This is a genomic window from Marinobacter sp. LQ44, assembly GCF_001447155.2.
Classification (GTDB): Bacteria; Pseudomonadota; Gammaproteobacteria; order Pseudomonadales; family Oleiphilaceae; genus Marinobacter.
Window position 1 is genome coordinate 4,127,981 of sequence record NZ_CP014754.1, and the last position, 22,155, is coordinate 4,150,135.

Here is a 22,155-nt window from a genome sequence, read left to right on the forward strand (position 1 = left end):
GCAGATTGCCTGACTGACAAAAATCTGACAAAGCGGACATTATGGCTGAGAACACTGCTGCACCGGCACCCGCCAAGAAAGGTAAACTGAAGCTCATCATCATGCTGGTGGTGATCATTGTTTTGGCGGTTGCGCTTTCGATCGTTGGAACGCTCTGGTTCCTCGGGGGTGGCCTTCCGGGTGGCGGTGAAGGTGAGCGGGCATCAACGTCAGAGCCGGCCTTTGTCGCCAGCAGCTATATTGACCTGGAGCGCCCGCTGGTAACGACAGTTCAGGCCCAGGGGCGCCAGCGTTACGCCCAGGTTCACCTGTCACTCGAAGCGTCGGACCCAGTCGCCCTGGCCGCGGCGGAAACGCACATGCCGTTGATTCGCAGCCAGTTGGTGATGGTGCTTGGGAACAGTGAATTCAATGAGCTGCAGACGCCGGAAGGGCGGTCAGCTCTTGCCGAGCAGCTGCTAACGACCGTTAACCAAGTGCTTGAGGAAGAAGGCGAGCCGTCGATCAAGCGGGTGCTATTCAGAAACTTTGTAGTGCAATAGGTACCCGATCGGGTAAACGAATCTCAGGGCAGGGTCAGGTATGCAGGATTTATTGTCACAGGACGAAATTGATGCGCTTCTCCACGGTGTGGATGACGGTGACATAGATACCTATGAAGAGACTGATGAAACCGGCGTAAAGACCTACGATCTGGCCAGTCAGGACCGTATCGTCCGTGGCCGTATGCCCACCCTTGAGATGATCAACGAGCGGTTTGCCCGCTACACCCGTATCAGCCTGTTCAACCTTTTACGCCGGAATGCTGACGTCTCCACCGGTGGCGTGCAGATCATGAAGTTCGGTGAATATATTCACACCCTGTATGTGCCCACCAGTCTCAACCTGTGCAAGGTGCGCCCACTGCGTGGCACCTCGCTGTTCGTTCTGGACGCCAAGCTGGTGTTCAAACTGGTGGATAACTTCTTCGGCGGGGAGGGCAGGCACGCCAAGATTGAGGGCCGTGAATTCACGCCCACCGAAACCCGCATTGTCCAGATGGTTCTGAACCAGGTTTTCCACGACATGAAAGAAGCCTGGCATGCGGTCCTGCAGGTGGAATTCGAATACCTGAGCTCGGAAGTGAATCCGGCGATGGCCAATATTGTCAGCCCGAGTGAAGTGGTGGTGGTCAGTACCTTCCATATCGAACTGGATGGCGGTGGTGGTGAGCTGCACTTTGCTTTGCCCTATTCCATGATTGAGCCCATTCGGGATGTGCTGGATGCCGGGGTGCAGAGCGATATCGACGATGTTGATGAGCGGTGGGTCAACGCCCTGCAGGAAGACATCAAGGAAGTGAATGTTCCGATCAATACAACGGTTTGCCGGCGCAGGATATCACTTAGGGATATTGCCAGGATGAAGGCCGGGGATGTGATCCCTGTAGAAGTGCCCGAGCATTTGACGGTTACCGCCAATGGAATTCCGATCTACAAGGCCACACTGGGAACCCGAGACGGAAAGCTGGCGCTGAGAATTCATGAGCGGGCGACATTGCCCAAAGTAAAGAAACAACTGAAGGTGGGACGCAATGGCTGAGGACGACAAGAAAGACGATAAGGAGCTCAGCGAGGACGAAAAGCTGGCTGCTGAGTGGGAAGCTGCCATGGAGGAAACCGGCGGTTCTGAAGAGAGCGATGCGGATGGCCGTGAGGACGAATGGGCAGCCGCGATGGCCGAAGCCGAGGGAGCCGATGAGCCCGGGCAGGATGTCCGTGCCGCCCCGATGGAAGAATTCCCTGACGACGCAGGTATGGGGGGTAGCGGGGAAGCTCCGGATATCGACGTTATCCTCGATATTCCAGTGACCATCTCCATGGAAGTGGGCAACACCCAGATTCCAATCCGCAACCTGCTGCAGCTTAACCAGGGCTCTGTGATTGAGCTGGACAGACTGGCGGGCGAGCCTCTGGATGTGCTGGTGAATGGCACCTTGATTGCCCACGGCGAGGTTGTGATGGTGAATGAAAAGTTCGGTATCCGCCTGACCGATGTGATCAGCCCGGGTGAGCGCATCAAACGGTTGCAGAAGTAACATGGTGCGGTTTCTGAACGGCCTGGTGCCCCTTATTTTTGCTGTTCCAGCATTCGCTGAGGAGGCCAGTGCACCGGCTCGGGACGCTGGCCGAAACGCGCCGGATACTCTGGGGACCATTGTCAGCCTGGGCCTTGGGTTGCTGGCGGTTGTCGCGGTGATCTACGGCTGTGCCTGGCTGATCCGGCGTATGAACGGCATGACCGGCATGAATAACAACGCGATCAAGGTGGTCTCTGTGCTGGCCATTGGGGCCCGGGAGCGGATTGCCCTGGTGGAGGTGGGTGGCCAACAGATATTGCTGGGTATTACCCCTTCCACCATTCGAACCCTGCAGGTGTTCGACCACCCGGTTGTGGATTCCGCCAACCCTCCCACCGGTGAGTTTGCCCGCCGGTTACAGGGCATGATCGGCAAGTCCTGGTCGGCACCGGAAAGGAAAGACTGACGCTATGACCGTGGCCCTGCTCAAACGCTGTCTGCCATTGCTTGTGCTGTTCCCTGGGTTGTTGCTGGCGCCTGTGGCTTTTGCCGACCTGCCAGGCATTCCGGCCTTTACGGTGCAGCCTGGAGAAAACGGAACCGAGGAATACTCGGTCACCCTGCAAATCCTTGCGTTGATGACAGCACTGACCTTCCTGCCCGCGATGTTGATGATGATGACATCGTTCACCCGCATCATCGTGGTCTTCGCCATTCTCCGGCAGGCCCTGGGGTTGCAGGCAACGCCATCCAACCAGATTCTGCTGGGTTTGGCACTGTTCCTGAGTATTTTTATTATGAAACCAGTGCTGGAAGAGGCCAACCGGGTGGGGTTGCAGCCCTATATGCAGGAGGAGGTCACCTCCCTGGAAGCCGTGGAGCTGGCCAGCCAGCCGTTCCGCCGGTTCATGCTGGAGCAGACGCGGGAGTCAGATCTCGCGTTGTTTATGCGCATCGCCGATGTGCAGTATGAAACCCCCGAAGACGTTTCCTTCTGGGTGCTGATGCCGGCATTTGTGACCAGTGAACTCAAGACGGCGTTTCAGATCGGGTTTATTCTGTTCATACCCTTTCTAATCATCGATATGGTGGTGGCCAGTGTTCTGATGGCCATGGGTATGATGATGCTGTCGCCCATCATCATCTCCTTGCCATTTAAAATCATGCTCTTTGTTCTGGTGGATGGCTGGGCGCTGATCATGGGCACCCTTGCCGCCAGTTACGGGATATAGGAGGCCAGCCATGACCCCTGAGACCGTGATCGACATTTTGCGCGAAGCGCTCTGGATGATTGTTCTGTTGACGGCTGTCATTATCGGGCCGGGCCTGGTGATTGGTTTGGTCGTGAGTACCTTTCAGGCGGCAACCCAGATCAACGAGCAGACTCTGAGCTTTTTGCCCCGTCTGCTGGTAACACTCATCGTGATCATTGTCTGGGGACCCTGGATGCTTACCTTGCTGCTCGATCATGCCAATCGCCTGATATCCGGCATCCCTTTCCTGATCGGTTGACGGGATGGTACCGGCAGAACTCAGTGCAGACCTGATCAGCCAATGGGTGGGTCAACACCTGTGGCCGTTGTTCCGGCTGGCCAGCTTTTTGATGGTCATTCCCATTTTCGGTACCCAGCTGGTGCCCGCACGAGTGCGGCTTGGGCTGGCCCTGCTGATGACCGTGCTTATTGCTCCGTTGATTCCCGAAGTTCCCCAGGTTGAGGCGTTCAGCGCCGATGCCGTGGTGATCACCCTGCAGCAAATCCTGATCGGCGTTGGGCTGGGGTTTGCGCTGACGGCCCTTTGGCAGCTTTTCGTGATTGCCGGCCAGATGATCGCCATGCAGATGGGTCTTGGTTTTGCCTCCATGATGGACCCGGCCAATGGCGTCAACGTGCCGGTACTGGCGCAAATCTACACCATCACCATCACTCTGTTGTTTCTCGCTATGAACGGACACCTGGTGGCGTTCGAAGTGTTCATTGAGAGCTTCTACATCATGCCCATTGGCATGGAGGGGCTTGGCCAGGCGGGGGTGTGGGATCTTGCCCACCGGATCAGCTGGATGTTTGTCTCGGCCACTCTACTGGCACTGCCCGCCGTCACTGCCGTGCTCATCGTCAATATCTCCTTTGGCGTGATGACCCGCGCCGCTCCGCAGATGAATATCTTTGCCCTCGGTTTCCCTATTGGCCTGATTTTTGGATTGTTTGCTATCTGGGTGCTGCACGCCAATTTTCTGCCGCACTTTGAGCAGTACACCCGGGAAACCTTTGATTTTATGCGGCAGCTGCAGGGGCAACCATAGCCATGGCTGAAGAGAACGATAACAGCCAGGAGAAAACCGAAGAGCCGACCCCCCGACGACTTGAGAAAGCTAAGGAGGACGGCCAGACTGCCCGTTCGAAAGAGCTGGCCACCATGGCGGTGTTGCTGGCCGGGGCCGGGGGATTGTTGATGTTTGGTGGCGGCCTGGGCAATACCCTTGAAGGCATCATGCGCGACTCGTTTGTGATTGAGCGTGCCGCGATATACGACACCCGCCATATGAGTGTTCAGCTTATTCTGTCGGCCAAGGAGGCTGCCTTTGCCCTGTCGCCGATCCTGATCATGCTGCTGGTGGCCGCTATTGCAGGCTCTATCGGTATTGGGGGGCTGCTGTTCAGTGGCAAGGCCATTGCTCCGAAATTAAACCGGATAGATCCGATTAAGGGCCTGGGTCGAATGTTTTCCCTGCGTTCCCTGATCGAGCTGGTCAAGGCGATCGCGAAGGTAGGCTTGGTGCTTGCGGTCACTATACTGATTCTCAACCTTCGTACTGATGACCTGCTCGCAATCGCAGAGGAGCCGATAGTCCCGGCCATGGCCCATGTGGTTTGGACGGTGGGCTGGAGTTTTTTAATCCTGTCCTGCGCCACCATCATCATTGCCATGATTGATGTACCTTTCGAGATCTACGACCACCAGAAGAAGCTGCGTATGACCAAGCAGGAGGTGAAGGACGAGTACAAGGACACCGAGGGCAAGCCAGAGGTCAAAGGCAAGATTCGCCAGTTGCAGCGTGAGATGGCCCAGCGCCGGATGATGCAGGATGTGCCGACAGCCGATGTGGTGATTACCAACCCGACCCATTATGCGGTGGCGTTAAAGTACAACCAGGATTCGATGGGCGCGCCGGTGGTGGTGGCCAAGGGGGCGGATGAGATTGCCTTCAAGATTATGGAGATTGCCCGTGAGCACAAGGTAGAGATCCTGCGGACGCCGCCGCTGACCCGGGCGGTGTATCACAATACCGATGTGGGGCAGGAAATTCCCGACGGTTTGTATATGGCCATTGCTCAGGTGCTGGCTTATGTGTTCCAGCTTCGGCAGTTCCGCAAGGGGCGCGGGGCAAAACCGGGCATGCCTGATTTTCCGATTCCGCCGGAGATGCGGCGCGATATTTAGATCTTGGAGCTTGGCTCTGATTGTAGCCTGATGGTTTGGTGCGGCGAGCCGTCGGCATGGCCTCCCAAAAAACGCTACGAGCTCATCCATGAGCGCTTCGCTCCGGCCATCCATGGCCTACGAGATTTTTGGGAGGCCATGCCGACGGCTCGCGACCGAATTGGCCAGTATAGGAATCAGAGCGTTCGTGAATTGAATCGGACAACGCCGGGATGGAAATCCGGCGGCTGTTAGGGGAGAGAGGTCAGGCCGAGTTCGTATCGACCTGACCGGTTTCATTGCTTAAGCCTTGGGCTCCTGAATCCGCTTACCCCAGGCTTCTTTCTCGCCTGGCAGAATCAGGTTCAAGGCGATCGCGACAACCGCGCACAGAGCAATGCCTTCCAGCGTACCAACCACCATGTTGCCGATGCCGAATACCAGGGTCACGCCAACGATCACCAGGTTACGGGACTGGGACAGGTCTACCTGGTGGCGGATCAGGGTGTTCAGGCCGACCACGGCGATGGAGCCAAACAGCAGGCACAGGATGCCGCCCATAACCGGAACCGGAATGGTCTGCAGGGCTGCACCGAACTTGCCGACAAAGGCCAGGACGATGGCAGTACCGGCGGCCCACCACATGACTTTCGGGTTGAAGTTGCGGGTCAGCATCACGGCGCCGGTGACTTCGGAGTAGGTGGTGTTGGGTGGTCCGCCGAGCATGGAGGCGGCGCTGGTGGCCAGACCGTCGCCCAGCAGGGTGCGGTGCAGACCGGGTTTTTGCAGGTAGTTTTTGCGGGTGACGTTGCCGATGGCCAGTACGTCGCCGATGTGTTCAATGGCCGGGGCGATGGCGACCGGGATCATGAACAGGATGGCGCCCCAGCTAAAGGCGGGTGCGACGAAGTTGGGAACGGCAAACCACGGGGCCTCCTGGACCGGGGTGGTGTCTACAATGCCGGCGAACCAGGACAGGATGTAGCCAACGATCACCCCGAACATGATCGGGATGAGCCGGAAGATGCCCTTGGCCCAGACCGACATGACGATGGTGACGGCCAGGGAGATCATGGCGATGACAATGGCGGTGTTGTAGGGCACCAGTTCGGCGGCGCCGTCTCCGGTGCGGCCAGAGGCCATATGCACCGCCACCGATGCCAGTCCCAGGCCGATGGTCATAATCACCGGGGCGATGACCACAGGCGGCAGCAGGCGGGTGACAAAGCCCGTGCCCCGTGCCCGCACGGCGCCGGCGAGGATGATGTACAGGATGCCGGCCGCCATCAGGCCCCCAAGAGTTTCTTCCAGCCCGAAGCGGCCTTTGGCGGCGATGATTGGTGCGATAAAGGCAAAGGATGAGGCCAGGAAGATGGGAATCTGGCCGCCGGTGACTATGTGGAAAATCAGGGTGCCGACGCCGGCAGTAAACAGCGCCACGTTGGGGTCCAGCCCGGTGATCAGGGGCATCAATACCAGGGCGCCGAAGGCGACCAGTAGCATCTGGGAGCCGGCTAGTGCCTGCTTCCATACGGATTCATTGGTGTGTTCCTGCATGCTCAGACGTCCTTCTGCTTGGTGCCGAAGATCTTGTCACCGGCATCGCCCAGGCCAGGCAGGATGTAGCCTTTTTCGTTCAGGCGCTCATCAACAGAAGCGGTGTAGATGGAAACGTCCGGGTGTTTCTCCAGTACTTTCTCGATACCTTCCGGGGCGGCCACCAGCACCAGGGCCCGAATTTCGGTGCTGCCGGCTTTCTTGAGCAGGTCGATGGTGGAGATCATGGAGCCACCGGTGGCCAGCATAGGGTCGATGATCAGGGCCATACGCTGGTCCAGCTCGCCCACCAGTTTTTCCAGATAGGTTTCAGCTTCCAGGGTGTCTTCGTTACGGATCTGGCCTACCACGCTCACTCGTGCCACCGGGATCAGGCTCAGCACGCCGTCGAGCATGCCCAGGCCAGCGCGCAGAATCGGCACAATGGTGACTTTCTTGCCGTGAATCTGTTCCACGGTCACCGGCCCGGCCCAGCCATCAATGGTCTTTTCCTGCAGGTTGAAGTCTTTGGTCGCCTCGTAGGTCAGAAGCGCGCCAACTTCCTGTGCCAGTTCACGAAAATTCTTGGTGCTGATGTCTGCGCGGCGCATCAGGCCGAGTTTGTGGCGGATCAGGGGGTGCTTCACTTCGTGGATCGGCATTGGGGTCACCTGTGTGTTCGAATGTTCGGGCTTGGATTCGGATGCAATAAATGGCGCAAGGATACCGTATCTGGGCGCCTGCGTCAGGCGCTGGTCGTGCCGTAAATATCAAAAATTGTAAGGCCTGGTACGGTTCTTGCGATAATTCTCCCAGATTGGCGCGCCGCGTCAGATTTTCGACCCTGACAGTTCCGGAAAGCACGGCAGAGCGGAGAAGTATCCAGCATGGACAGAGCGTTAGTTCTGAGTAACGTCAAAACCCTGACGCGGGGCAGTATCGGTATTCCGCTGATGCTGATGGGTTTGTTGGGTATGATGATCCTGCCCATGCCGGCCTTCCTGCTGGATGTGTTTTTTACCTTCAACATCACTTTGTCCATCGTCATCCTGCTGGTGTGTGTGTACGCGCTTCGGCCCATGGAGTTTGCGTCGTTCCCGACGGTACTGCTGGTTGCCACGCTCCTGCGTCTGGGGTTGAACGTGGCCTCTACCCGGATTGTCCTGCTCAACGGTCACGAAGGTGGCGATGCCGCCGGTAAGGTGATCGAATCGTTCGGTGAGGTTCTGATCGGCGGTAACTACGCCGTTGGTCTGGTGGTGTTTGCCATCCTGATGATAATCAACTTCCTGGTAGTGACCAAGGGCGCCGGCCGGGTGTCGGAAGTCAGTGCCCGCTTTACCCTGGACGCCATGCCCGGCAAGCAGATGGCCATTGATGCGGATTTGAACGCGGGCCTGATCAACCAGGACGAGGCCAAAAGCCGCCGTTCGGAGATTGCCCAGGAAGCGGATTTCTATGGGTCTATGGATGGTGCGTCCAAGTTTGTGAAGGGCGATGCCATTGCGGGGTTGCTGATTCTTGCGATCAATATCATCGGTGGTATCTCGATCGGCATGCTCCAGCATGGCCTGGACTTTGGCCTGGCGATGCAGCGGTACGCGCTGCTGACCATCGGTGACGGCCTGGTTGCCCAGATTCCATCACTGTTGCTGTCTACTTCCGCTGCCATCATGGTAACGCGGGTAACGGCCAGCCAGGACATGGGCGGGCAGATCATTCATCAGATGTTCAACGCGCCGAAGGCCATCGGTATTGCCGCCGTCATCCTGATTATCCTGGGCCTGATTCCGGGCATGCCCCATGTTGCCTTCCTTGGATTGGGCAGCCTTGCGGCCGGTGCGGCCTGGCTGATCTGGAAAAAGCAAAGCCAGACTGTGGAAGAAGAGGGCGTTTACGCCGGTCGTGGCGGCATGGCTGGTGGAGCGCCCCGTGCCGGTGGCGAGGTGGTTCAGGATCGGTCCGGCGCAGAAGGACAGGCGCTGCCGGCGCCCGGTGAAACCCGGGAGCTGGGCTGGGATGATGTGGCGACCGTTGACATCGTTGGTCTGGAAGTGGGCTACCGGCTGATTCCTCTGGTCGATAAATCCCAGGGCGGGCAGCTGCTCAGTCGCATCAAGGGGGTTCGCAAAAAACTGTCTCAGGATCTGGGTTTCCTGATGCCGTCAGTGCACATTCGGGACAATCTGGACCTTATGCCGAACGTCTATCGCATTACCCTGATGGGTGTGACCATTGCCGAGGCGGAGATTCACCCGGAACGTGAGCTGGCCATTGATCCGGGTCAGGTGTTCGGCAAGGTGGAAGGCATTGCCGGCAAAGACCCGGCCTTCGGCCTGGATGCCATCTGGATTGAGCCTGACAAGAAAGACCAGGCCCAGACTCTGGGCTACACCGTGGTGGATGCCAGCACGGTGGTGGCTACCCACCTTAACCAGATTCTGCAAAAGCACGCCCATGAACTTATCGGCCATGAAGAGGCCCAGAAGTGGCTGGACCAGTTGGAGAAAATGGCCCCGAAACTGGCTGAGGAGCTGGTGCCTACGACGATTTCCGTGAGCGTCCTGTTGCGGGTGCTTCAGAATCTGCTCCGGGAAGAAGTGCCGGTCAGGGATATGCGCTCCATTGCCGAAGCCATCGTTAACGTCCATCCCAGAAGCCAGGACCCGAAACTGTTGACCACCCTGGCTCGCCAGGCGCTGCGCCGAATGATCGTTCAGAGCATCTGTGGCAATGACACCGAGATACCGGTGATCACTCTGGATCCAGACCTGGAACAGTTGTTGCTTAAGTCAGTTCAGCAGAGTCAACAATCCGGCGGACAGGACGATATTGGCCTGGTGCTTGAGCCCAATATGGTGGAAAAGCTGCAGCGGTCCCTTCAGGACAGTGTTCAGCGCCAGGAAATGCTGGGCAAGCCGGCGATTCTTCTGGTTTCCGGGCCCTTGCGGCCAGTGCTGGCAAAGTTTGCCAGTTATGGGGTAGAGCGTTTGCATGTGCTCTCGTACCAGGAAATTCCGGATAACAAACAGATCACGATAGTCGCCTCTGTTGGTCAGTAAGGCCGGCAGGGCAAGGCGAGCACCCGATTCGGGCACGCCGGTGGAGGATGAAACGCTATGAAAGTACAACGGTTTTTTGCAAAGACCATGGCCGAAGCCCTGAAACAGGTCAGTCATGAGATGGGACCGGATGCCGTTATTTTGTCCAATCGCCGGGTGGACGGAGGCGTCGAAATTGTGACGGCCCTGGACTATGACGAAAATATGGCACGCCAGCGCCTTGGCGAGAGAGCGGCACAGGCCACCAACGGCTCCCGCCTGGCGGAGCTGCAGGCAGACCAGCATCGTCGGCTGGAAGAAGAGTTGAACCGATCACGCAATCGCATTCGCGAAGTGCGGGAGAAGCGGGCGGGTATCGGCGCGGAATATGATCGTGCACTGGCTGACGATCGGCCGGCTGCCGACTGGTCAGGTGAGCTGGCTGGCGGGTCGACCTCGGTGGGCAATGCAGGTGGCCGGCCAGCGGCGGGCTACTCGGATGAGTTGGCGAGCATGAGAGCGGAAATCAACTCCCTGAGAGAGATGGTCAGCGGCCGTACCTCGGTACCCGAGAAGCCTGCCGTCGCGGCATCCAATGCAGTTCAGCAGAGGCTTGCAGAGCGGCTGCAGGAATTTGGCCTGGGCGCGGAGCTGGCAACCTCTCTGTCTCGTCAGCATCGCGCCGGCAGGTTGGAAGACGGTTGGAAGCAATCCCTGAAGATGCTGGCCACCGGCGTACGTACCGCTCGGGAACACTGGCTTCAGGCCGGCGGCGTCTATGCGCTGGTGGGGCCAACCGGGTCTGGGAAGACCACCACCATTGGCAAGCTGGCAGCTCAATATGTACTGGAGCATGGGCCGGATTCCCTGGCGTTGGTCACCACCGATCGCTACCGGGTGGCAGCCCATGAACAGCTGTTCGTGTTTGGCCGTATTCTCAATGTGCCGGTTCGGGTTGTGGACGAGAGTCATTCCCTGGATGACATTCTGGAGGAATTGTCAGATCGGCACCTGGTTCTGATTGATACCGCCGGGCTGACCAGCTCGGATCGCGGTTATCAGGAACAGCTGGCGGAGTTGGCCCGGAGCGATCACAATGTCCGTACCCATCTGGTCGTGTCTGCCACCAGCCAGCCGCGCATCATGAAATCCGTGTGGCATTGCTATAAGATGGCAAACCTTGCAGGCTGCGTCATGACCAAGATTGACGAAGCGCTGACACTGGGTGAGTCTTTGGGCTTTGTCATGGAAACCGGCCTGCCAGTGGCGTGGTATACCGATGGCCAGAAGATTCCCGAAGACCTGCACCGGGCAGAGGCCATTCCTCTGGTGCGGTTGGGCGTAGAACGCCTGAAAACAATGCAGCACGGCCAGGCCGTTGCAGAAGGGGCCTGAGGCCCGGTGGTACAGCCGGTGCGCTGCCGTTTGTGCCCACACAAGAACGCAGTAAGAGACTGATAACAGTATGAGCAGACCACATCCGGTTCAGGTGATTGCGGTTACCGGCGGCAAGGGCGGTGTCGGCAAGAGTAATGTGTCCGTCAACCTCGGTATCGCGCTGGCCCAGAAAGGCCGACGGGTGGTGTTGCTGGATGCAGACCTTGGCCTTGCCAATATCGACGTGCTGTTGGGCATTACCGCCAATCGCAACCTGCAGGATGTGCTCAGTGGCGAGTGCGACCTCAAGGACGTGCTGGTCAACGGCCCGGGTGGTATCAAGATTGTCCCCGCATCGTCCGGCACCCAGCGTATGACCCAGTTGAGCCCGATGGAACATGCGGGGCTGATCAACGCCTTCAGCGAGCTGGGTGACCAGATTGATGTGCTGATTGTTGACACTGCAGCCGGTATTTCCGAGTCCGTCGTCAGTTTCCTGCGGGCCTCCCAGGAATTGCTGCTGGTGGTGTGCGATGAGCCTACCTCGATCACCGATGCCTATGCCCTGATCAAACTGATGAATCGCGACTACGGCACCAACCGTTTCCGTATTCTGGCGAATCAGGTGCGAAACGAGCAGGAAGGCCGGCATCTGTATGAAAAACTGACCCGTGTCACCGAGCGTTTCCTTGATGTAGCACTACAATATGTAGGTATCGTGCCTTACGACGAAGCCGTCAAAAAAGCCGTCCAGCGGCAGCGGGCCGTTCTGGATGCCTATCCACGGGCCAAGGCGTCGCTGGCGATCCGTGCCCTGGCAGAGAAAGTGGACAGCTGGCCGCTGCCATCATCGCCAAGAGGGCATCTGGAGTTTTTCGTGGAGAGGCTCGTCGAAGTCTGATCTGAATCCAGTCCTATAAGAAAACCGGATACATGACATTGGCGAAAAACCTGGGAATCTACCATCAGGCTGGCGCAAAAGGCCCCTCTCAGCTGATTGAGGAGCATGCGCCGCTGGTCAAGAAAATCGCCCTACACTTGATGGCCCGTTTGCCGGCTTCGGTCCAGCTTGAAGATCTCATGCAGGCGGGCATGATCGGCCTGCTGGAAGCTGCGCAACGCTATTCCACCGGCAAGGGTGCCACCTTTGAAACCTACGCAGGTATTCGTATCCGCGGTGCCATGGTGGATGAAATCCGCAAGGGCGACTGGGTTCCCCGCTCCGTTCACCGCAATGCCCGCCGTATCGCCGCAGCCATCAAGACGGTTGAAGACCGCACCGGGCGCGAGGCCCAGGATGTTGATGTTGCCGAAGAGTTGGGCATTGAGCTGTCGGAATATCATGCCTCCCTGGCAGACGCCAACAGTGGCCGACTTTTTAGCCTTGATGAGCTCAATGAATCCGGGGAGCTGCCGATAGAAGAAACAGAGGCCAGCGATAATCCCCTGGATGGCATTGCATCAAATGCATTCCAGAAAAGCCTGGCAGAGGCAATCGAAGAGCTTCCTGAGCGAGAAAAGCTGGTGTTGAGCCTCTACTACCAGGAAGAGCTCAACCTGAAGGAAATTGGCGCGGTGCTTGGCGTCAGCGAGAGCCGGGTCAGCCAGATTCATAGCCAGGCGGCCCTTCGTCTCAGGGGACGGTTGTCCGATTGGCGGGAAGACGAGCCAGAATAAACCGGGCCGGCGCTGACCGCGCGGCGCGTAACTGTGTAGATTTTGGTAACCGGCGCTTTACAACGCGGCCAAACAACACACAATAAGCGGTTAAAGCAGCGGCCTGCTAGACTTTCAAAAGGCTTAATGAAATCCGGGTGTTACTGACTGGAGGTCCCATTGGACAAAAACATGAAAATTCTCATTGTGGATGACTTTTCCACAATGCGGCGAATCATCAAGAATCTGCTGCGCGATCTTGGCTTCACCAATACGGATGAAGCGGACGATGGCAACACTGCCTTGCCCATGCTCAGGAGCGGCAAGTACGACTTCCTGGTGACCGACTGGAACATGCCAGGCATGTCGGGTTTTGATCTGCTCAAGGCGGTGCGGGCAGACGAGAACCTGAAGAACCTGCCGGTGCTGATGGTAACTGCGGAGGCCAAGCGTGACCAGATTGTGGCGGCGGCCCAGGCCGGCGTTAACGGGTACGTCGTCAAACCGTTTACTGCTGCCGTTCTCAAGGAAAAGATTGAGAAGATCTTCGAGCGAATCCAGTAACCAGAGGTCGGATGGCTGTCATGACTGACAAGAACGAGAACCATCAGGGCCTCGACCCGGAGGTAACCGAAAAGCTCCAGCAGCAGAGTTCGGAGTTGGCCGAATGCATCAGTTCCGGTAACTACGCCCGGGCAATGTCGGTGATCAACGAGCTAAGTGAAGTTCGCGACCAGAGCCTCTATCGGGAAGTGGGGCGGTTGACCCGGAGCCTGCACGAGGCTATCCGGAATTTTCAGATAGACGCCCGCAGTGCCGAGCAGAAAGAAGTCTTGTCCAAGATGTCCGATGCCTCGGATCGGCTGGCCTACGTTGTCCAGATGACCAGCCAGGCGGCCAATCGCACCATGGACCTGGTCGAAGAAAGCATGCCGGTGGCGCACACCATGCGCGACGAAGCGACCGCCCTGCGAGACGAATGGCAGCGGTTGCGCCGTCGGGAAATGGAGCCGGCAGAATTCCGGGAACTGTACGGACGCATTGATCGCTTCTTTGCGGGCCTGGCGACAGATTCCGATACCCTGTACAGCAATCTGTCTGAAGTCCTTCTGGCCCAGGACTTTCAGGATCTTACCGGGCAGGTTATCCAGAAAGTCACGGCCCTTGTGAAAGAAGTCGAAGAGAACCTGCTTGGCCTGGTGGTGATGGCCAGCCACGTGGACCAGCTCACCGGCACTGTGCACCAGATTGAAGAAAAAGAAGAATCGGCCGAAAAAGGGGTAGGGCCTCAGATCAAGGCTGAGGAGCGTGATGATGTAGTTTCGGGGCAGGACGACGTTGATGACCTGTTATCCAGTCTCGGTTTCTGAACGATTATAGAGGGTGACGCATGGCGTTTGATGCCGACGAAGAGATCCTGCAGGACTTCCTGGTTGAGGCCGGCGAGATTCTCGAAAAGCTGTCCGAGCAGCTGGTAGATCTTGAGCAGCATCCGGATGACAGCAACCTGCTCAACGCCATCTTCCGTGGTTTCCACACGGTCAAGGGCGGTGCCGGGTTCCTGCAGCTCGAAGCGCTGGTCAACTGCTGTCACTCTGCGGAAAATGTGTTCGATATCCTTCGCAACCACAAGCGCAAGGTTACCTCCGAATTGATGGACGTGGTGCTGGAAGCCCTGGACCACGTCAACGCCATGTTTGATCAGGTTCGTAACCGTGAAGAGCCGACGCCGGCTCCGGACGAATTGATCGCCGCGCTGGATGAACTTGCCAAGCCGGAAGGCGACACGGCAGCGCCGGTAACGCCAACCCCAGAACCCGAACCTGCCGTGGGTGCGGGCAATGATTCCGGTGATATTACCGACGAAGAGTTTGAGCAACTGCTGGATGCCCTGGCCGATGAAAAAGGTGCGGAGCAACAGCCGGCGGCCGCACCGGAAAACACCTCCGCCAATGACGCCGGATCAGACGGCGACGAGATCACCGACGACGAATTTGAAGCCCTGCTGGATCAGTTGCACGGCAAAGGCCAGTTTGCCGGCGCCCCGGTTGTTGATAACGACACCCCGCCGGAGCCGGAACCAGAAGAACCGGCAAAATCATCCACTGGTGATGATCTGATCACCGATGACGAGTTTGAAAATCTGCTGGATGAGCTGCACGGCAAAGGCAAGAGCCCTGGTGCAGCCCCCGCAGGGGAGACCAAACCTGAGCCTGCGGCCAGGCCTGAGCCAAAGAAGCCGGAGCCAAAACAACCGGAACCCGCCAAGCAGGAAGCCAAACCGGCAGCCCCCGCCGCTCCGGCAAGAGATGCGGCGCCCACAGCTGAGACCACCGTGCGGGTGGATACCAAGCGCCTTGACGACATCATGAATATGGTGGGTGAGCTGGTGCTGGTCCGTAATCGTCTGCAGCGTCTGGGCTCCGAGAGCGAAGATGAACATATGCACAAGGCGGTCGCCAACCTCGACGTGGTGACCACCGATTTGCAGGCGGCGGTCATGCAGACCCGCATGCAACCGATCAAAAAGGTATTCGGGCGCTTCCCACGGGTGGTACGAGACCTGGCCCGAGGGCTGAAGAAAGAAATCAACCTGGTGATGCACGGGGAAGAAACCGACCTGGACAAGAACCTGGTCGAAGCGCTGTCCGACCCGCTGGTTCACCTGGTAAGAAACTCCGTTGATCATGGCATTGAAATGCCAGAGGTGCGAGAGAAGGCCGGTAAGCCCCGTGCTGGCACCGTTACCCTGTCAGCGGAACAGGAGGGGGATCATATCCTGCTTTCCATCTCTGACGATGGCGCGGGTATGAACCCTGATGTTCTGCGCCGAAAAGCGGTGGAGAAGGGGCTGTACGACCAGGATGCAGCGGATCGACTGACCGATAACGAGTGTTTTAACCTGATTTTTGCCGCCGGTTTCTCGACCAAGGAACAGATATCCGATGTGTCTGGCCGGGGCGTGGGCATGGACGTGGTGAAAACCAAGATCGGCCAACTTAACGGCCAGATCAACATCGTGTCTGAACAGGGCAAGGGCACCAGCATTCTTATCAAGGTGCCGCTCACCCTGGCGATCATGCCTACGCTGATGATCATGCTGGGCGATCAGTCCTTCGCCTTGCCCCTGGTGAACGTGGTTGAAATTTTCCATCTCGATCTGTCGAAAACGAACATCGTCGATGGCCGGGAATGCATCGTGGTTCGTGACAAGGTATTCCCGCTGTTCCACATCAAGCGCTGGCTGGTACATGGCGCGGCTGGTCAGAAAGAGCCGGAAAACGCCCATGTGGTGATTGTGGCCATGGGTACAAAGCAGGTCGGGTTCGTGGTGGACCAGCTGATCGGCCAGGAAGAGGTGGTGATCAAGCCCCTGGGGCGGGCGTTACAGGGTACGCCCGGTATGGCCGGGGCCACCATCACCGGTGACGGCCGCATTGCCCTGATTATTGACGTACCCAGCCTTCTTCAACATTACGGTTAGCGGTGCCAGGGCAGACAACATGCAGGATTGTTTAGGAGAAATGGATGACAGTTTCTGTCCTGGTTGTTGATGATTCAGGGTTCTTTCGCAAACGGCTGACGGAAATCCTCACGGCCTCGGGGCAGATCGAGGTTGTCGGTGCGGCAACCAATGGTCGTGAAGGGGTGGAGCTGGCCGAAAAGCTGCGCCCTGATGTGATTACCATGGACTACGAAATGCCCGTGATGGATGGCATTTCGGCGGTTCGTTTAATCATGAAAAAGCACCCGACCCCGGTGTTGATGTTCTCCTCTCTGACGTATGAGGGCGCGCGGGTTACTCTGGATGCCCTGGAAGCCGGGGCAGTGGACTTCCTGCCCAAGAACTTCGAGGAAATTGCCCGGGATACCAGCCAACTTCAGAAAATCCTCATCGATCGGATTCTTGACGTGGCCGGCAGCAAGCCCGGCGGTCGTTCTGCGGCTCCGGTTGCGCGCCCGGCAGCGCCGCGTCACGGGGTTTCGCGCCCGGCAGCGCCGCAGCCTCCAGAGCGGCCCGCCAGACCGGTAACCCGCGACCGCTCAGCCCCGGTCCAGCCAGAGCCGACCCGCGAGCCGGAAACGCCAAGGCGGCCCTCCCGGAAAGCCGCACCAAGACATTACAGCGTGGTTGCAATTGGCACTTCCACAGGAGGACCGGTGGCGCTGCAGAAGGTCTTGGCCGCACTGCCGGCGTCGTTCCCGGCTCCCATTGTGCTGGTGCAGCACATGCCTGCCAGTTTTACCCCGGCTTTTGCCGAGCGCCTGAACAAACTTTGCCGTATTCAGGTCAAGCAGGCAGAGGATGGCGATATCCTGAAGCCTGGTCATGCCCTGTTGGCGCCCGGCGGCAAGCAAATGATGATCGAAAATCGTGGCGGTCAGGCGAGGGTCAGGATCCTGCCGGGTGACGAACGGCTGAACTACAAACCCTGTGTGGATGTCACTTTCGGTTCTCTTGCCCGCAGCTTCCCGGGAAAAACCCTGGGCGTCATCCTGACGGGAATGGGAGCAGACGGTAAGGAAGGCTGCCGGATGATGAAGCAGTCCGGTTCGGTGGTCTGGTCCCAGGACGAGAAATCCTCGGTGATCTACGGCATGCCCATGGCCGTCGCCAAGGCCGGATTGAGTGACGAAATCCTGCCGCTTGATGAAGTGGGCCCCCGGCTGGTTGAAGGCGTGAGCTGATGGATATTCTGAGCCTGCTGGGCATCATCCTTGCCTTTGTAGCCATCCTGGGTGGCAATCTGCTCGAAGGTGGTGCCGTCGGCTCCCTGTTCAATGGGCCTGCCGGGCTGATCGTGGTTGGGGGCACACTGGCGGCCACTATTCTGCAAACCTCCTGGCCCATGCTCAAACGGGCCATGACACAGATTCGCTGGGTATTCGTTCCGCCCTACATCAGCCTGGAAGATGGCATTGGCAAGGTCATTGACTGGAGCGTCAAAGCTCGTAAGCAGGGTTTGCTGGGCCTTGAAGGCCTGGCAGAGCGGGAGCCGGAGAAATTTGCCCGCAAGGGGCTGCAATTACTGGTTGATGGCGCTGAGCCGGAAGCCATCCGCAGCATTATGGAAGTGGATCTGGAATCCCGTGAACAGCGGGACCTTGAGGCGGCGCGAATCTATGAAGCCATGGGTGGTTATTCGCCGACGATCGGTATCATCGGGGCGGTCATGGGCCTGATTCAGGTGATGACCAACCTTGAAGACCCGCAGTCTCTGGGTAGCGGCATTGCTACCGCGTTTGTAGCCACCATCTACGGCGTGGCCCTGGCCAACCTGCTGTTTTTCCCTGTCGCCAACAAGTTGCGAAGTATCGTCAAGGAACGTACCCGCTACGAAGACATGATGATCGATGGCATCATCGCCATCGCTGAGGGTGAGAACCCGAAATCCATTGAACTGAGGCTGCGGGGCTTCCTGCAGTAATCAGGACGGAATAGCCTATGCGCCGGCGCAGACAACCCCAGGATGACCTGCACAACAAGGAGCGTTGGCTGATTTCCTACGCGGATTTCATCACGCTTCTGTTCGCTTTTTTTGTTGTCATGTACTCGGTGTCTTCCGTTAACGAGGGTAAATACAAAGTTCTGTCCGAAACCCTGACAGGCGTGTTTAACGCCCCCCAGCGCTCGGTGCAGCCTGTCCAGGTGGGCGACCAGCCACTGCGGGCCCCGACCAGTTCACCAGAAGACGTCATTCCCCCGCCAGTCACCGAAGCCCCTCGCAATCCTCAACTGGATGCCGAGAGCCGCACACAAGCCCTCAGAACCATGGCAGATCAACTGACTATGGAGTTTGATGAACTGATCAGTCAGGGCGTGGTCAGCCTGGAAACCAATGAACACTGGCTGGAGCTCAACCTGCCAAACAGCATGCTGTTCAGTAGTGGCGACGCCGAACCTCACTACGATGCATTCCAGGTCATCGAAAAAATCGCGACAGTGCTTCGCAACCGCGATAACGCGGTCAAGGTGGAAGGGTTTACCGATAACCAGCCAATAAGAACCAGCCGGTTTCCATCCAATTGGGAGCTTTCCAGCGCCAGGGCATCGGCCGTGGCTCGTATGTTGATGATGGAAGGTGTAGAGCCCGAACGTCTGGCGGCGGTGGGTTACGGCCAGTACCAGCCGGTAGCGAGAAACGACACCGAAGAAGGGCGGCGCCGTAATCGCCGGGTTGTGCTTCTGATTTCCCGAGACGCCAGTATTCGTGGTGCCGTTCGCTAATCTGCCGGTGGCAGATGCGTATGGCCGAACTGGCACGCTTACTGTATTACAGTCTTTTTATCATCCGGATCGGCAAAGGCTTGCCGCGTAAAACGGACAGCGGACAGTCAAGTTCCGGGCCAGCGTGCCGATATGGTCAGTAGCGGCCGGTATTTCTGTCGGGCATAGCCAAACTGGAGTAACAAGAGTGCGAATCTGGGCTGTAGCCAATCAAAAAGGTGGTGTAGGTAAGACAACCTCGGTGGTAGCCCTGGGCGGGTTGTTGGCCGAACGCGGCAAACGCGTGCTGGTGGTCGACCTTGACCCCCATGGCTCTCTGACCAGCTGGTTCGGGTATGACCCCGATTCGCTGGCGCACAGCGTATTCGATCTGTTCCAGCACCAGGGCAAGGTACCGGAAGGCCTGCCTGCCCAGCTGATTACCGAGACCAGTTGTCCGAATCTGTCGTTGCTGCCGGCCAGCACAGCCCTGGCCACCCTTGAGCGTCGGATGATTGGCGTGGAGGGGATGGGGTTGATTGTTTCCCGGGCCCTGGCGCAACTCTGGGATGACTTTGATTACGTGATTCTGGACAACACCCCGTCGTTGGGCGTGCTGATGGTCAATGCCCTGGCGGCGGCCCAGCATCTGATTATTCCGGTACAGACCGAGTTTCTGGCGATCAAGGGCCTGGAGCGCATGCTGCACACCCTGCAAATGATCATGCGTTCCCAGAAGAACGAATTGGCGTACACCATTGTGCCCACGCTCTATGATCGCCGTACCCAGGCCTCAGTGAAGAGCCTGAATCTGTTGCGTAAAACCTACGGCGACAAGCTCTGGCGTTTTGCCATTCCGGTGGACACCAAGTTCCGGGATGCCAGCCAGGCCGGTGTTATTCCATCGGCACTGGATGCAGACACCCATGGCGTTCGAGCCTACCGGCATCTGCTTGACGATGTTCTGGCGTTAACCGCTACCGCGAAGGAGCGGCAGCATGGCTGACAAAAAAATGACACAGCTGGCGGCGCCTGACGCGGCGATTGCCAGCTACCTCGACGAGCTTCTGCACACGGCAACCAGCAGCGCCCAGGTGCAAGAGCCGGAAAAGGTTCAGTCAGCGCCTGGGCCGAAGACTGAAACCAGAACCCGAGTCCGGGAAAAACCGGCCGAGATCATGAAGCCGGCGCCCGCACCGCCGATTACCGCAGACCCTGTGCCGCCCCGGCGGCAAGAGGTCCGGCAGCCAGAGGCCGACGTGGTACCCAGCCCGGAGCCACCGACCCGGCCAGAGTGGTCCCAGGGGCCGTTTGAGTGCCTGATCTTTACAGTAGCGGGCCTGCAGCTTGCGGTGCCCTTGGTACTGCTTGGTGCCATTCATCGAATTGAAGAGGAAATCCGGCCCATTCCCGGCAGCCCCCGGTGGTATATGGGTATTCGCCCGGATCGAGACCATAATTTGCGGGTGGTCGACACTGCGGAATGGATTATGGCCGGGCGGGTGCCTGCCGGTGCCAGGGATAACTATCGGTTTGTGATCCGTCTGGATGACAGCGATTGGGGCCTGGCCTGTGACGATGTTGCCCAGTCGTTTACGCTCAAGCCAGATGAGGTGCGCTGGCGCACCGCGCGGAGCAAGCGGCCCTGGTTAGCGGGTACGGTGATTGATCATATGTGTGCATTGATTGATGTCAGAACCATGGCCCACCTGTTGGTGAGGGCGGAGCGGGAGCACCATCTGGATCTGAGTTGAGGTGGCCGCGCACAGGCGGACACTGTACAGATTGGTTACTGAAAGAAACCGTGCAAGGCTGGCACGGTTTGTGCCCTTAACTATAGTATTGGGCACTGATGATGAATTTTTGACGATCAGGTTGCCCGCCGGGCAGCCGAGAAGGAGAGAGCGCTATGGCATCCCCGAGCGGACAAGTAAATCAGGCCCATGATGATCAGGTACTGCAGTACGTGACCTTCCGCCTGGATGATGAGACCTACGGCATCAACGTGATGCAGATCCAGGAAGTACTTCGGTACACCGAGATTGCTCCGGTACCGGGTGCTCCGGATTACGTGCTGGGCATCATCAACCTGCGGGGCAACGTGGTTACGGTGATTGACACCCGCCGGCGATTTGGCTTGGCGGACGCAGAAGTGACGGATGCCACGCGGATTGTGGTGATGGAATCTTCCAGCCAGGTTATGGGTATTCTGGTGGATTCAGTGGCGGAAGTCGTCTATCTGAAAGCCAGTGAAATTGAAACTGCACCAAACGTGGGTAACGAGGAAAGTGCCAAGTTTATCCAGGGCGTGTGCAACAAGAATGGCGAGCTGATTATTCTCGTCGAGTTCGACAAAATGCTGTCAGACCACGAGTGGGCTGAAATCGCATCGCTGTAAGGGCCTCTCCTTCCAGCGCTCCCGATGGACGTCTTCCGTGGTAAATCACTAGGGAGACGTCTGTCATGAGTTATACCATTCCTTCCTGGCTCCCCTGGGGCCTCACTGCAGTCGCGATCGGCCTGGTGCTGGTTCAGAGTGTTATCCATGGTCGTCAGATCCGCGCCTTGCGGGCCTCTGTTAAACAGCGTTGCGACACTCTCGGCCGCGAATTGCACGCCACAACCAGCGGCAGTATGGGCGTCGGCCAGCGTCTGGTGGCGTGCGAGCGGCAACTGCATGAATTGCGTAACGCCCTGGATGAGATGCGCCAGAATGACCCGCTGAGAATTTCCTATGACGAAGCGGCCCGTCTGGTTGATCTTGGTGCGGATATCGACGATCTTATGAATACGTGCGGAATATCCCGTCCCGAGGCCGAACTGGTGTCAGCGCTTAAGAAACGTCAGGCGGCCTGATC

At 58.1% G+C, this 22,155-nt stretch carries 24 protein-coding genes; 22 read left to right on the forward strand and 2 right to left on the reverse strand.

Annotated features, from left to right (window positions below; all coding sequences use genetic code 11):
• The first annotated feature begins 41 nt into the window (after window positions 1–41).
• The 8 genes from fliL to flhB are packed head-to-tail and all read left to right on the forward strand — an operon-like array spanning window position 42 to window position 5,500.
• Window positions 42–542 (forward strand): flagellar basal body-associated protein FliL, encoded by a 501-nt coding sequence (fliL, locus tag ASQ50_RS18880; RefSeq protein ID WP_058090167.1) that lies wholly within the window; start codon window positions 42–44, stop codon window positions 540–542.
• 40 nt (window positions 543–582) lie between these two features.
• Window positions 583–1,581, forward strand: coding sequence for a flagellar motor switch protein FliM (gene fliM / locus ASQ50_RS18885; RefSeq protein ID WP_058090166.1), 999 nt, complete (start codon window positions 583–585; stop codon window positions 1,579–1,581).
• Window positions 1,574–2,077, forward strand: coding sequence for a flagellar motor switch protein FliN (fliN, locus tag ASQ50_RS18890; protein ID WP_058090165.1), 504 nt, complete (start codon window positions 1,574–1,576; stop codon window positions 2,075–2,077). Before fliM ends, fliN begins: the two co-directional genes overlap by 8 nt.
• 1 nt (window position 2,078) lies before the next feature.
• The gene (fliO, locus tag ASQ50_RS18895) at window positions 2,079–2,525 is read left to right on the forward strand and encodes a flagellar biosynthetic protein FliO (protein ID WP_058090164.1); all 447 of its coding nucleotides are present in this window, start codon (window positions 2,079–2,081) and stop codon (window positions 2,523–2,525) included.
• A 4-nt stretch (window positions 2,526–2,529) separates the two neighbouring features.
• Complete coding sequence (gene fliP / locus ASQ50_RS18900; protein WP_058090163.1) at window positions 2,530–3,291, forward strand: flagellar type III secretion system pore protein FliP; 762 nt, start codon at window positions 2,530–2,532, stop codon at window positions 3,289–3,291.
• A 10-nt stretch (window positions 3,292–3,301) separates the two neighbouring features.
• Window positions 3,302–3,571 (forward strand): flagellar biosynthesis protein FliQ, encoded by a 270-nt coding sequence (fliQ, locus tag ASQ50_RS18905; protein WP_058090162.1) that lies wholly within the window; start codon window positions 3,302–3,304, stop codon window positions 3,569–3,571.
• Window positions 3,572–3,575: 4 nt separating this feature from the next.
• Window positions 3,576–4,361 (forward strand): flagellar biosynthetic protein FliR, encoded by a 786-nt coding sequence (gene fliR / locus ASQ50_RS18910; RefSeq protein WP_058090161.1) that lies wholly within the window; start codon window positions 3,576–3,578, stop codon window positions 4,359–4,361.
• A gap of 2 nt (window positions 4,362–4,363) precedes the next feature.
• A complete protein-coding gene (flhB, locus tag ASQ50_RS18915; RefSeq protein ID WP_058090160.1) occupies window positions 4,364–5,500 on the forward strand; it encodes a flagellar biosynthesis protein FlhB in 1,137 nt (378 codons plus the stop codon).
• A gap of 282 nt (window positions 5,501–5,782) precedes the next feature.
• Here the strand turns inward: flhB and ASQ50_RS18920 are convergent, their stop codons facing one another.
• Window positions 5,783–7,036: a uracil-xanthine permease family protein gene (locus tag ASQ50_RS18920; RefSeq protein ID WP_058090159.1), complete on the reverse strand. Its 1,254-nt coding sequence runs from the start codon at window positions 7,034–7,036 to the stop codon at window positions 5,783–5,785.
• 2 nt (window positions 7,037–7,038) lie between these two features.
• Window positions 7,039–7,677 (reverse strand): uracil phosphoribosyltransferase, encoded by a 639-nt coding sequence (gene upp, locus ASQ50_RS18925; RefSeq protein WP_058090158.1) that lies wholly within the window; start codon window positions 7,675–7,677, stop codon window positions 7,039–7,041.
• A gap of 225 nt (window positions 7,678–7,902) precedes the next feature.
• Between upp and flhA the strand changes: the two genes are divergently transcribed.
• The 14 genes from flhA (at window position 7,903) to ASQ50_RS18995 (ending at window position 22,153) form a co-directional block, all read left to right on the forward strand.
• Window positions 7,903–10,077, forward strand: a complete 2,175-nt coding sequence (flhA, locus tag ASQ50_RS18930; protein WP_058090157.1) for a flagellar biosynthesis protein FlhA — start codon at window positions 7,903–7,905, stop codon at window positions 10,075–10,077.
• A gap of 57 nt (window positions 10,078–10,134) precedes the next feature.
• Window positions 10,135–11,451 carry a flagellar biosynthesis protein FlhF gene (gene flhF / locus ASQ50_RS18935; protein WP_058090156.1) on the forward strand — a complete coding sequence of 439 codons (1,317 nt, stop codon included), beginning with the start codon at window positions 10,135–10,137 and terminating at the stop codon, window positions 11,449–11,451.
• A gap of 70 nt (window positions 11,452–11,521) precedes the next feature.
• Window positions 11,522–12,334, forward strand: a complete 813-nt coding sequence (locus ASQ50_RS18940) for a MinD/ParA family protein (RefSeq protein ID WP_058090155.1) — start codon at window positions 11,522–11,524, stop codon at window positions 12,332–12,334.
• Window positions 12,335–12,366: 32 nt separating this feature from the next.
• Window positions 12,367–13,110, forward strand: a complete 744-nt coding sequence (locus tag ASQ50_RS18945; protein WP_058090154.1) for an RNA polymerase sigma factor FliA — start codon at window positions 12,367–12,369, stop codon at window positions 13,108–13,110.
• 159 nt (window positions 13,111–13,269) lie between these two features.
• A complete protein-coding gene (gene cheY, locus ASQ50_RS18950) occupies window positions 13,270–13,653 on the forward strand; it encodes a chemotaxis response regulator CheY (RefSeq protein WP_011785448.1) in 384 nt (127 codons plus the stop codon).
• Between the two features lie 20 nt (window positions 13,654–13,673).
• On the forward strand, window positions 13,674–14,459 hold the full coding sequence (locus ASQ50_RS18955) for a protein phosphatase CheZ (RefSeq protein ID WP_058090197.1): 786 nt from the start codon (window positions 13,674–13,676) through the stop codon (window positions 14,457–14,459).
• 20 nt (window positions 14,460–14,479) lie between these two features.
• The gene (locus ASQ50_RS18960) at window positions 14,480–16,573 is read left to right on the forward strand and encodes a chemotaxis protein CheA (protein WP_058090153.1); all 2,094 of its coding nucleotides are present in this window, start codon (window positions 14,480–14,482) and stop codon (window positions 16,571–16,573) included.
• A 44-nt stretch (window positions 16,574–16,617) separates the two neighbouring features.
• The gene (locus ASQ50_RS18965; RefSeq protein WP_058090152.1) at window positions 16,618–17,778 is read left to right on the forward strand and encodes a protein-glutamate methylesterase/protein-glutamine glutaminase; all 1,161 of its coding nucleotides are present in this window, start codon (window positions 16,618–16,620) and stop codon (window positions 17,776–17,778) included.
• Window positions 17,778–18,518 (forward strand): flagellar motor protein, encoded by a 741-nt coding sequence (locus tag ASQ50_RS18970; protein WP_058090151.1) that lies wholly within the window; start codon window positions 17,778–17,780, stop codon window positions 18,516–18,518. The genes ASQ50_RS18965 and ASQ50_RS18970 overlap by 1 nt, the downstream gene beginning before the upstream one ends.
• Window positions 18,519–18,535: 17 nt before the next feature.
• Window positions 18,536–19,318 carry a flagellar motor protein MotD gene (motD, locus tag ASQ50_RS18975; protein ID WP_058090150.1) on the forward strand — a complete coding sequence of 261 codons (783 nt, stop codon included), beginning with the start codon at window positions 18,536–18,538 and terminating at the stop codon, window positions 19,316–19,318.
• Window positions 19,319–19,505: 187 nt separating this feature from the next.
• Window positions 19,506–20,303, forward strand: coding sequence for a ParA family protein (locus ASQ50_RS18980; protein WP_058090149.1), 798 nt, complete (start codon window positions 19,506–19,508; stop codon window positions 20,301–20,303).
• Complete coding sequence (locus ASQ50_RS18985) at window positions 20,296–21,051, forward strand: chemotaxis protein CheW (RefSeq protein ID WP_058090148.1); 756 nt, start codon at window positions 20,296–20,298, stop codon at window positions 21,049–21,051. The genes ASQ50_RS18980 and ASQ50_RS18985 overlap by 8 nt, the downstream gene beginning before the upstream one ends.
• Before the next feature lie 155 nt (window positions 21,052–21,206).
• Window positions 21,207–21,695, forward strand: a complete 489-nt coding sequence (locus ASQ50_RS18990; RefSeq protein WP_058090147.1) for a chemotaxis protein CheW — start codon at window positions 21,207–21,209, stop codon at window positions 21,693–21,695.
• Window positions 21,696–21,760: 65 nt separating this feature from the next.
• Window positions 21,761–22,153: a DUF2802 domain-containing protein gene (locus ASQ50_RS18995; RefSeq protein WP_058090146.1), complete on the forward strand. Its 393-nt coding sequence runs from the start codon at window positions 21,761–21,763 to the stop codon at window positions 22,151–22,153.
• The last annotated feature ends 2 nt before the right edge of the window (window positions 22,154–22,155 follow it).

What these genes read in the sequence shown, in the direction of transcription:
- flhA (WP_058090157.1), top strand. Translation starts at nt 7,903, where the DNA reads ATGGACAGAGCGTTAGTTCTGAGTAACGTCAAAACCCTGACGCGGGGC.
- ASQ50_RS18985 (WP_058090148.1), top strand. Translation starts at nt 20,296, where the DNA reads ATGGCTGACAAAAAAATGACACAGCTGGCGGCGCCTGACGCGGCGATT.
- ASQ50_RS18990 (WP_058090147.1), top strand. Translation starts at nt 21,207, where the DNA reads ATGGCATCCCCGAGCGGACAAGTAAATCAGGCCCATGATGATCAGGTA.
- ASQ50_RS18945 (WP_058090154.1), top strand. Translation starts at nt 12,367, where the DNA reads ATGACATTGGCGAAAAACCTGGGAATCTACCATCAGGCTGGCGCAAAA.
- ASQ50_RS18995 (WP_058090146.1), top strand. Translation starts at nt 21,761, where the DNA reads ATGAGTTATACCATTCCTTCCTGGCTCCCCTGGGGCCTCACTGCAGTC.
- motD (WP_058090150.1), top strand. Translation starts at nt 18,536, where the DNA reads ATGCGCCGGCGCAGACAACCCCAGGATGACCTGCACAACAAGGAGCGT.
- ASQ50_RS18955 (WP_058090197.1), top strand. Translation starts at nt 13,674, where the DNA reads ATGACTGACAAGAACGAGAACCATCAGGGCCTCGACCCGGAGGTAACC.
- fliN (WP_058090165.1), top strand. Translation starts at nt 1,574, where the DNA reads ATGGCTGAGGACGACAAGAAAGACGATAAGGAGCTCAGCGAGGACGAA.
- ASQ50_RS18970 (WP_058090151.1), top strand. Translation starts at nt 17,778, where the DNA reads ATGGATATTCTGAGCCTGCTGGGCATCATCCTTGCCTTTGTAGCCATC.
- fliL (WP_058090167.1), top strand. Translation starts at nt 42, where the DNA reads ATGGCTGAGAACACTGCTGCACCGGCACCCGCCAAGAAAGGTAAACTG.
- ASQ50_RS18965 (WP_058090152.1), top strand. Translation starts at nt 16,618, where the DNA reads ATGACAGTTTCTGTCCTGGTTGTTGATGATTCAGGGTTCTTTCGCAAA.
- ASQ50_RS18920 (WP_058090159.1), bottom strand. Translation starts at nt 7,036, where the DNA reads ATGCAGGAACACACCAATGAATCCGTATGGAAGCAGGCACTAGCCGGC.
- fliP (WP_058090163.1), top strand. Translation starts at nt 2,530, where the DNA reads ATGACCGTGGCCCTGCTCAAACGCTGTCTGCCATTGCTTGTGCTGTTC.
- flhB (WP_058090160.1), top strand. Translation starts at nt 4,364, where the DNA reads ATGGCTGAAGAGAACGATAACAGCCAGGAGAAAACCGAAGAGCCGACC.
- fliQ (WP_058090162.1), top strand. Translation starts at nt 3,302, where the DNA reads ATGACCCCTGAGACCGTGATCGACATTTTGCGCGAAGCGCTCTGGATG.
- fliM (WP_058090166.1), top strand. Translation starts at nt 583, where the DNA reads ATGCAGGATTTATTGTCACAGGACGAAATTGATGCGCTTCTCCACGGT.
- fliR (WP_058090161.1), top strand. Translation starts at nt 3,576, where the DNA reads ATGGTACCGGCAGAACTCAGTGCAGACCTGATCAGCCAATGGGTGGGT.
- ASQ50_RS18960 (WP_058090153.1), top strand. Translation starts at nt 14,480, where the DNA reads ATGGCGTTTGATGCCGACGAAGAGATCCTGCAGGACTTCCTGGTTGAG.
- fliO (WP_058090164.1), top strand. Translation starts at nt 2,079, where the DNA reads ATGGTGCGGTTTCTGAACGGCCTGGTGCCCCTTATTTTTGCTGTTCCA.
- upp (WP_058090158.1), bottom strand. Translation starts at nt 7,677, where the DNA reads ATGCCGATCCACGAAGTGAAGCACCCCCTGATCCGCCACAAACTCGGC.
- ASQ50_RS18940 (WP_058090155.1), top strand. Translation starts at nt 11,522, where the DNA reads ATGAGCAGACCACATCCGGTTCAGGTGATTGCGGTTACCGGCGGCAAG.
- flhF (WP_058090156.1), top strand. Translation starts at nt 10,135, where the DNA reads ATGAAAGTACAACGGTTTTTTGCAAAGACCATGGCCGAAGCCCTGAAA.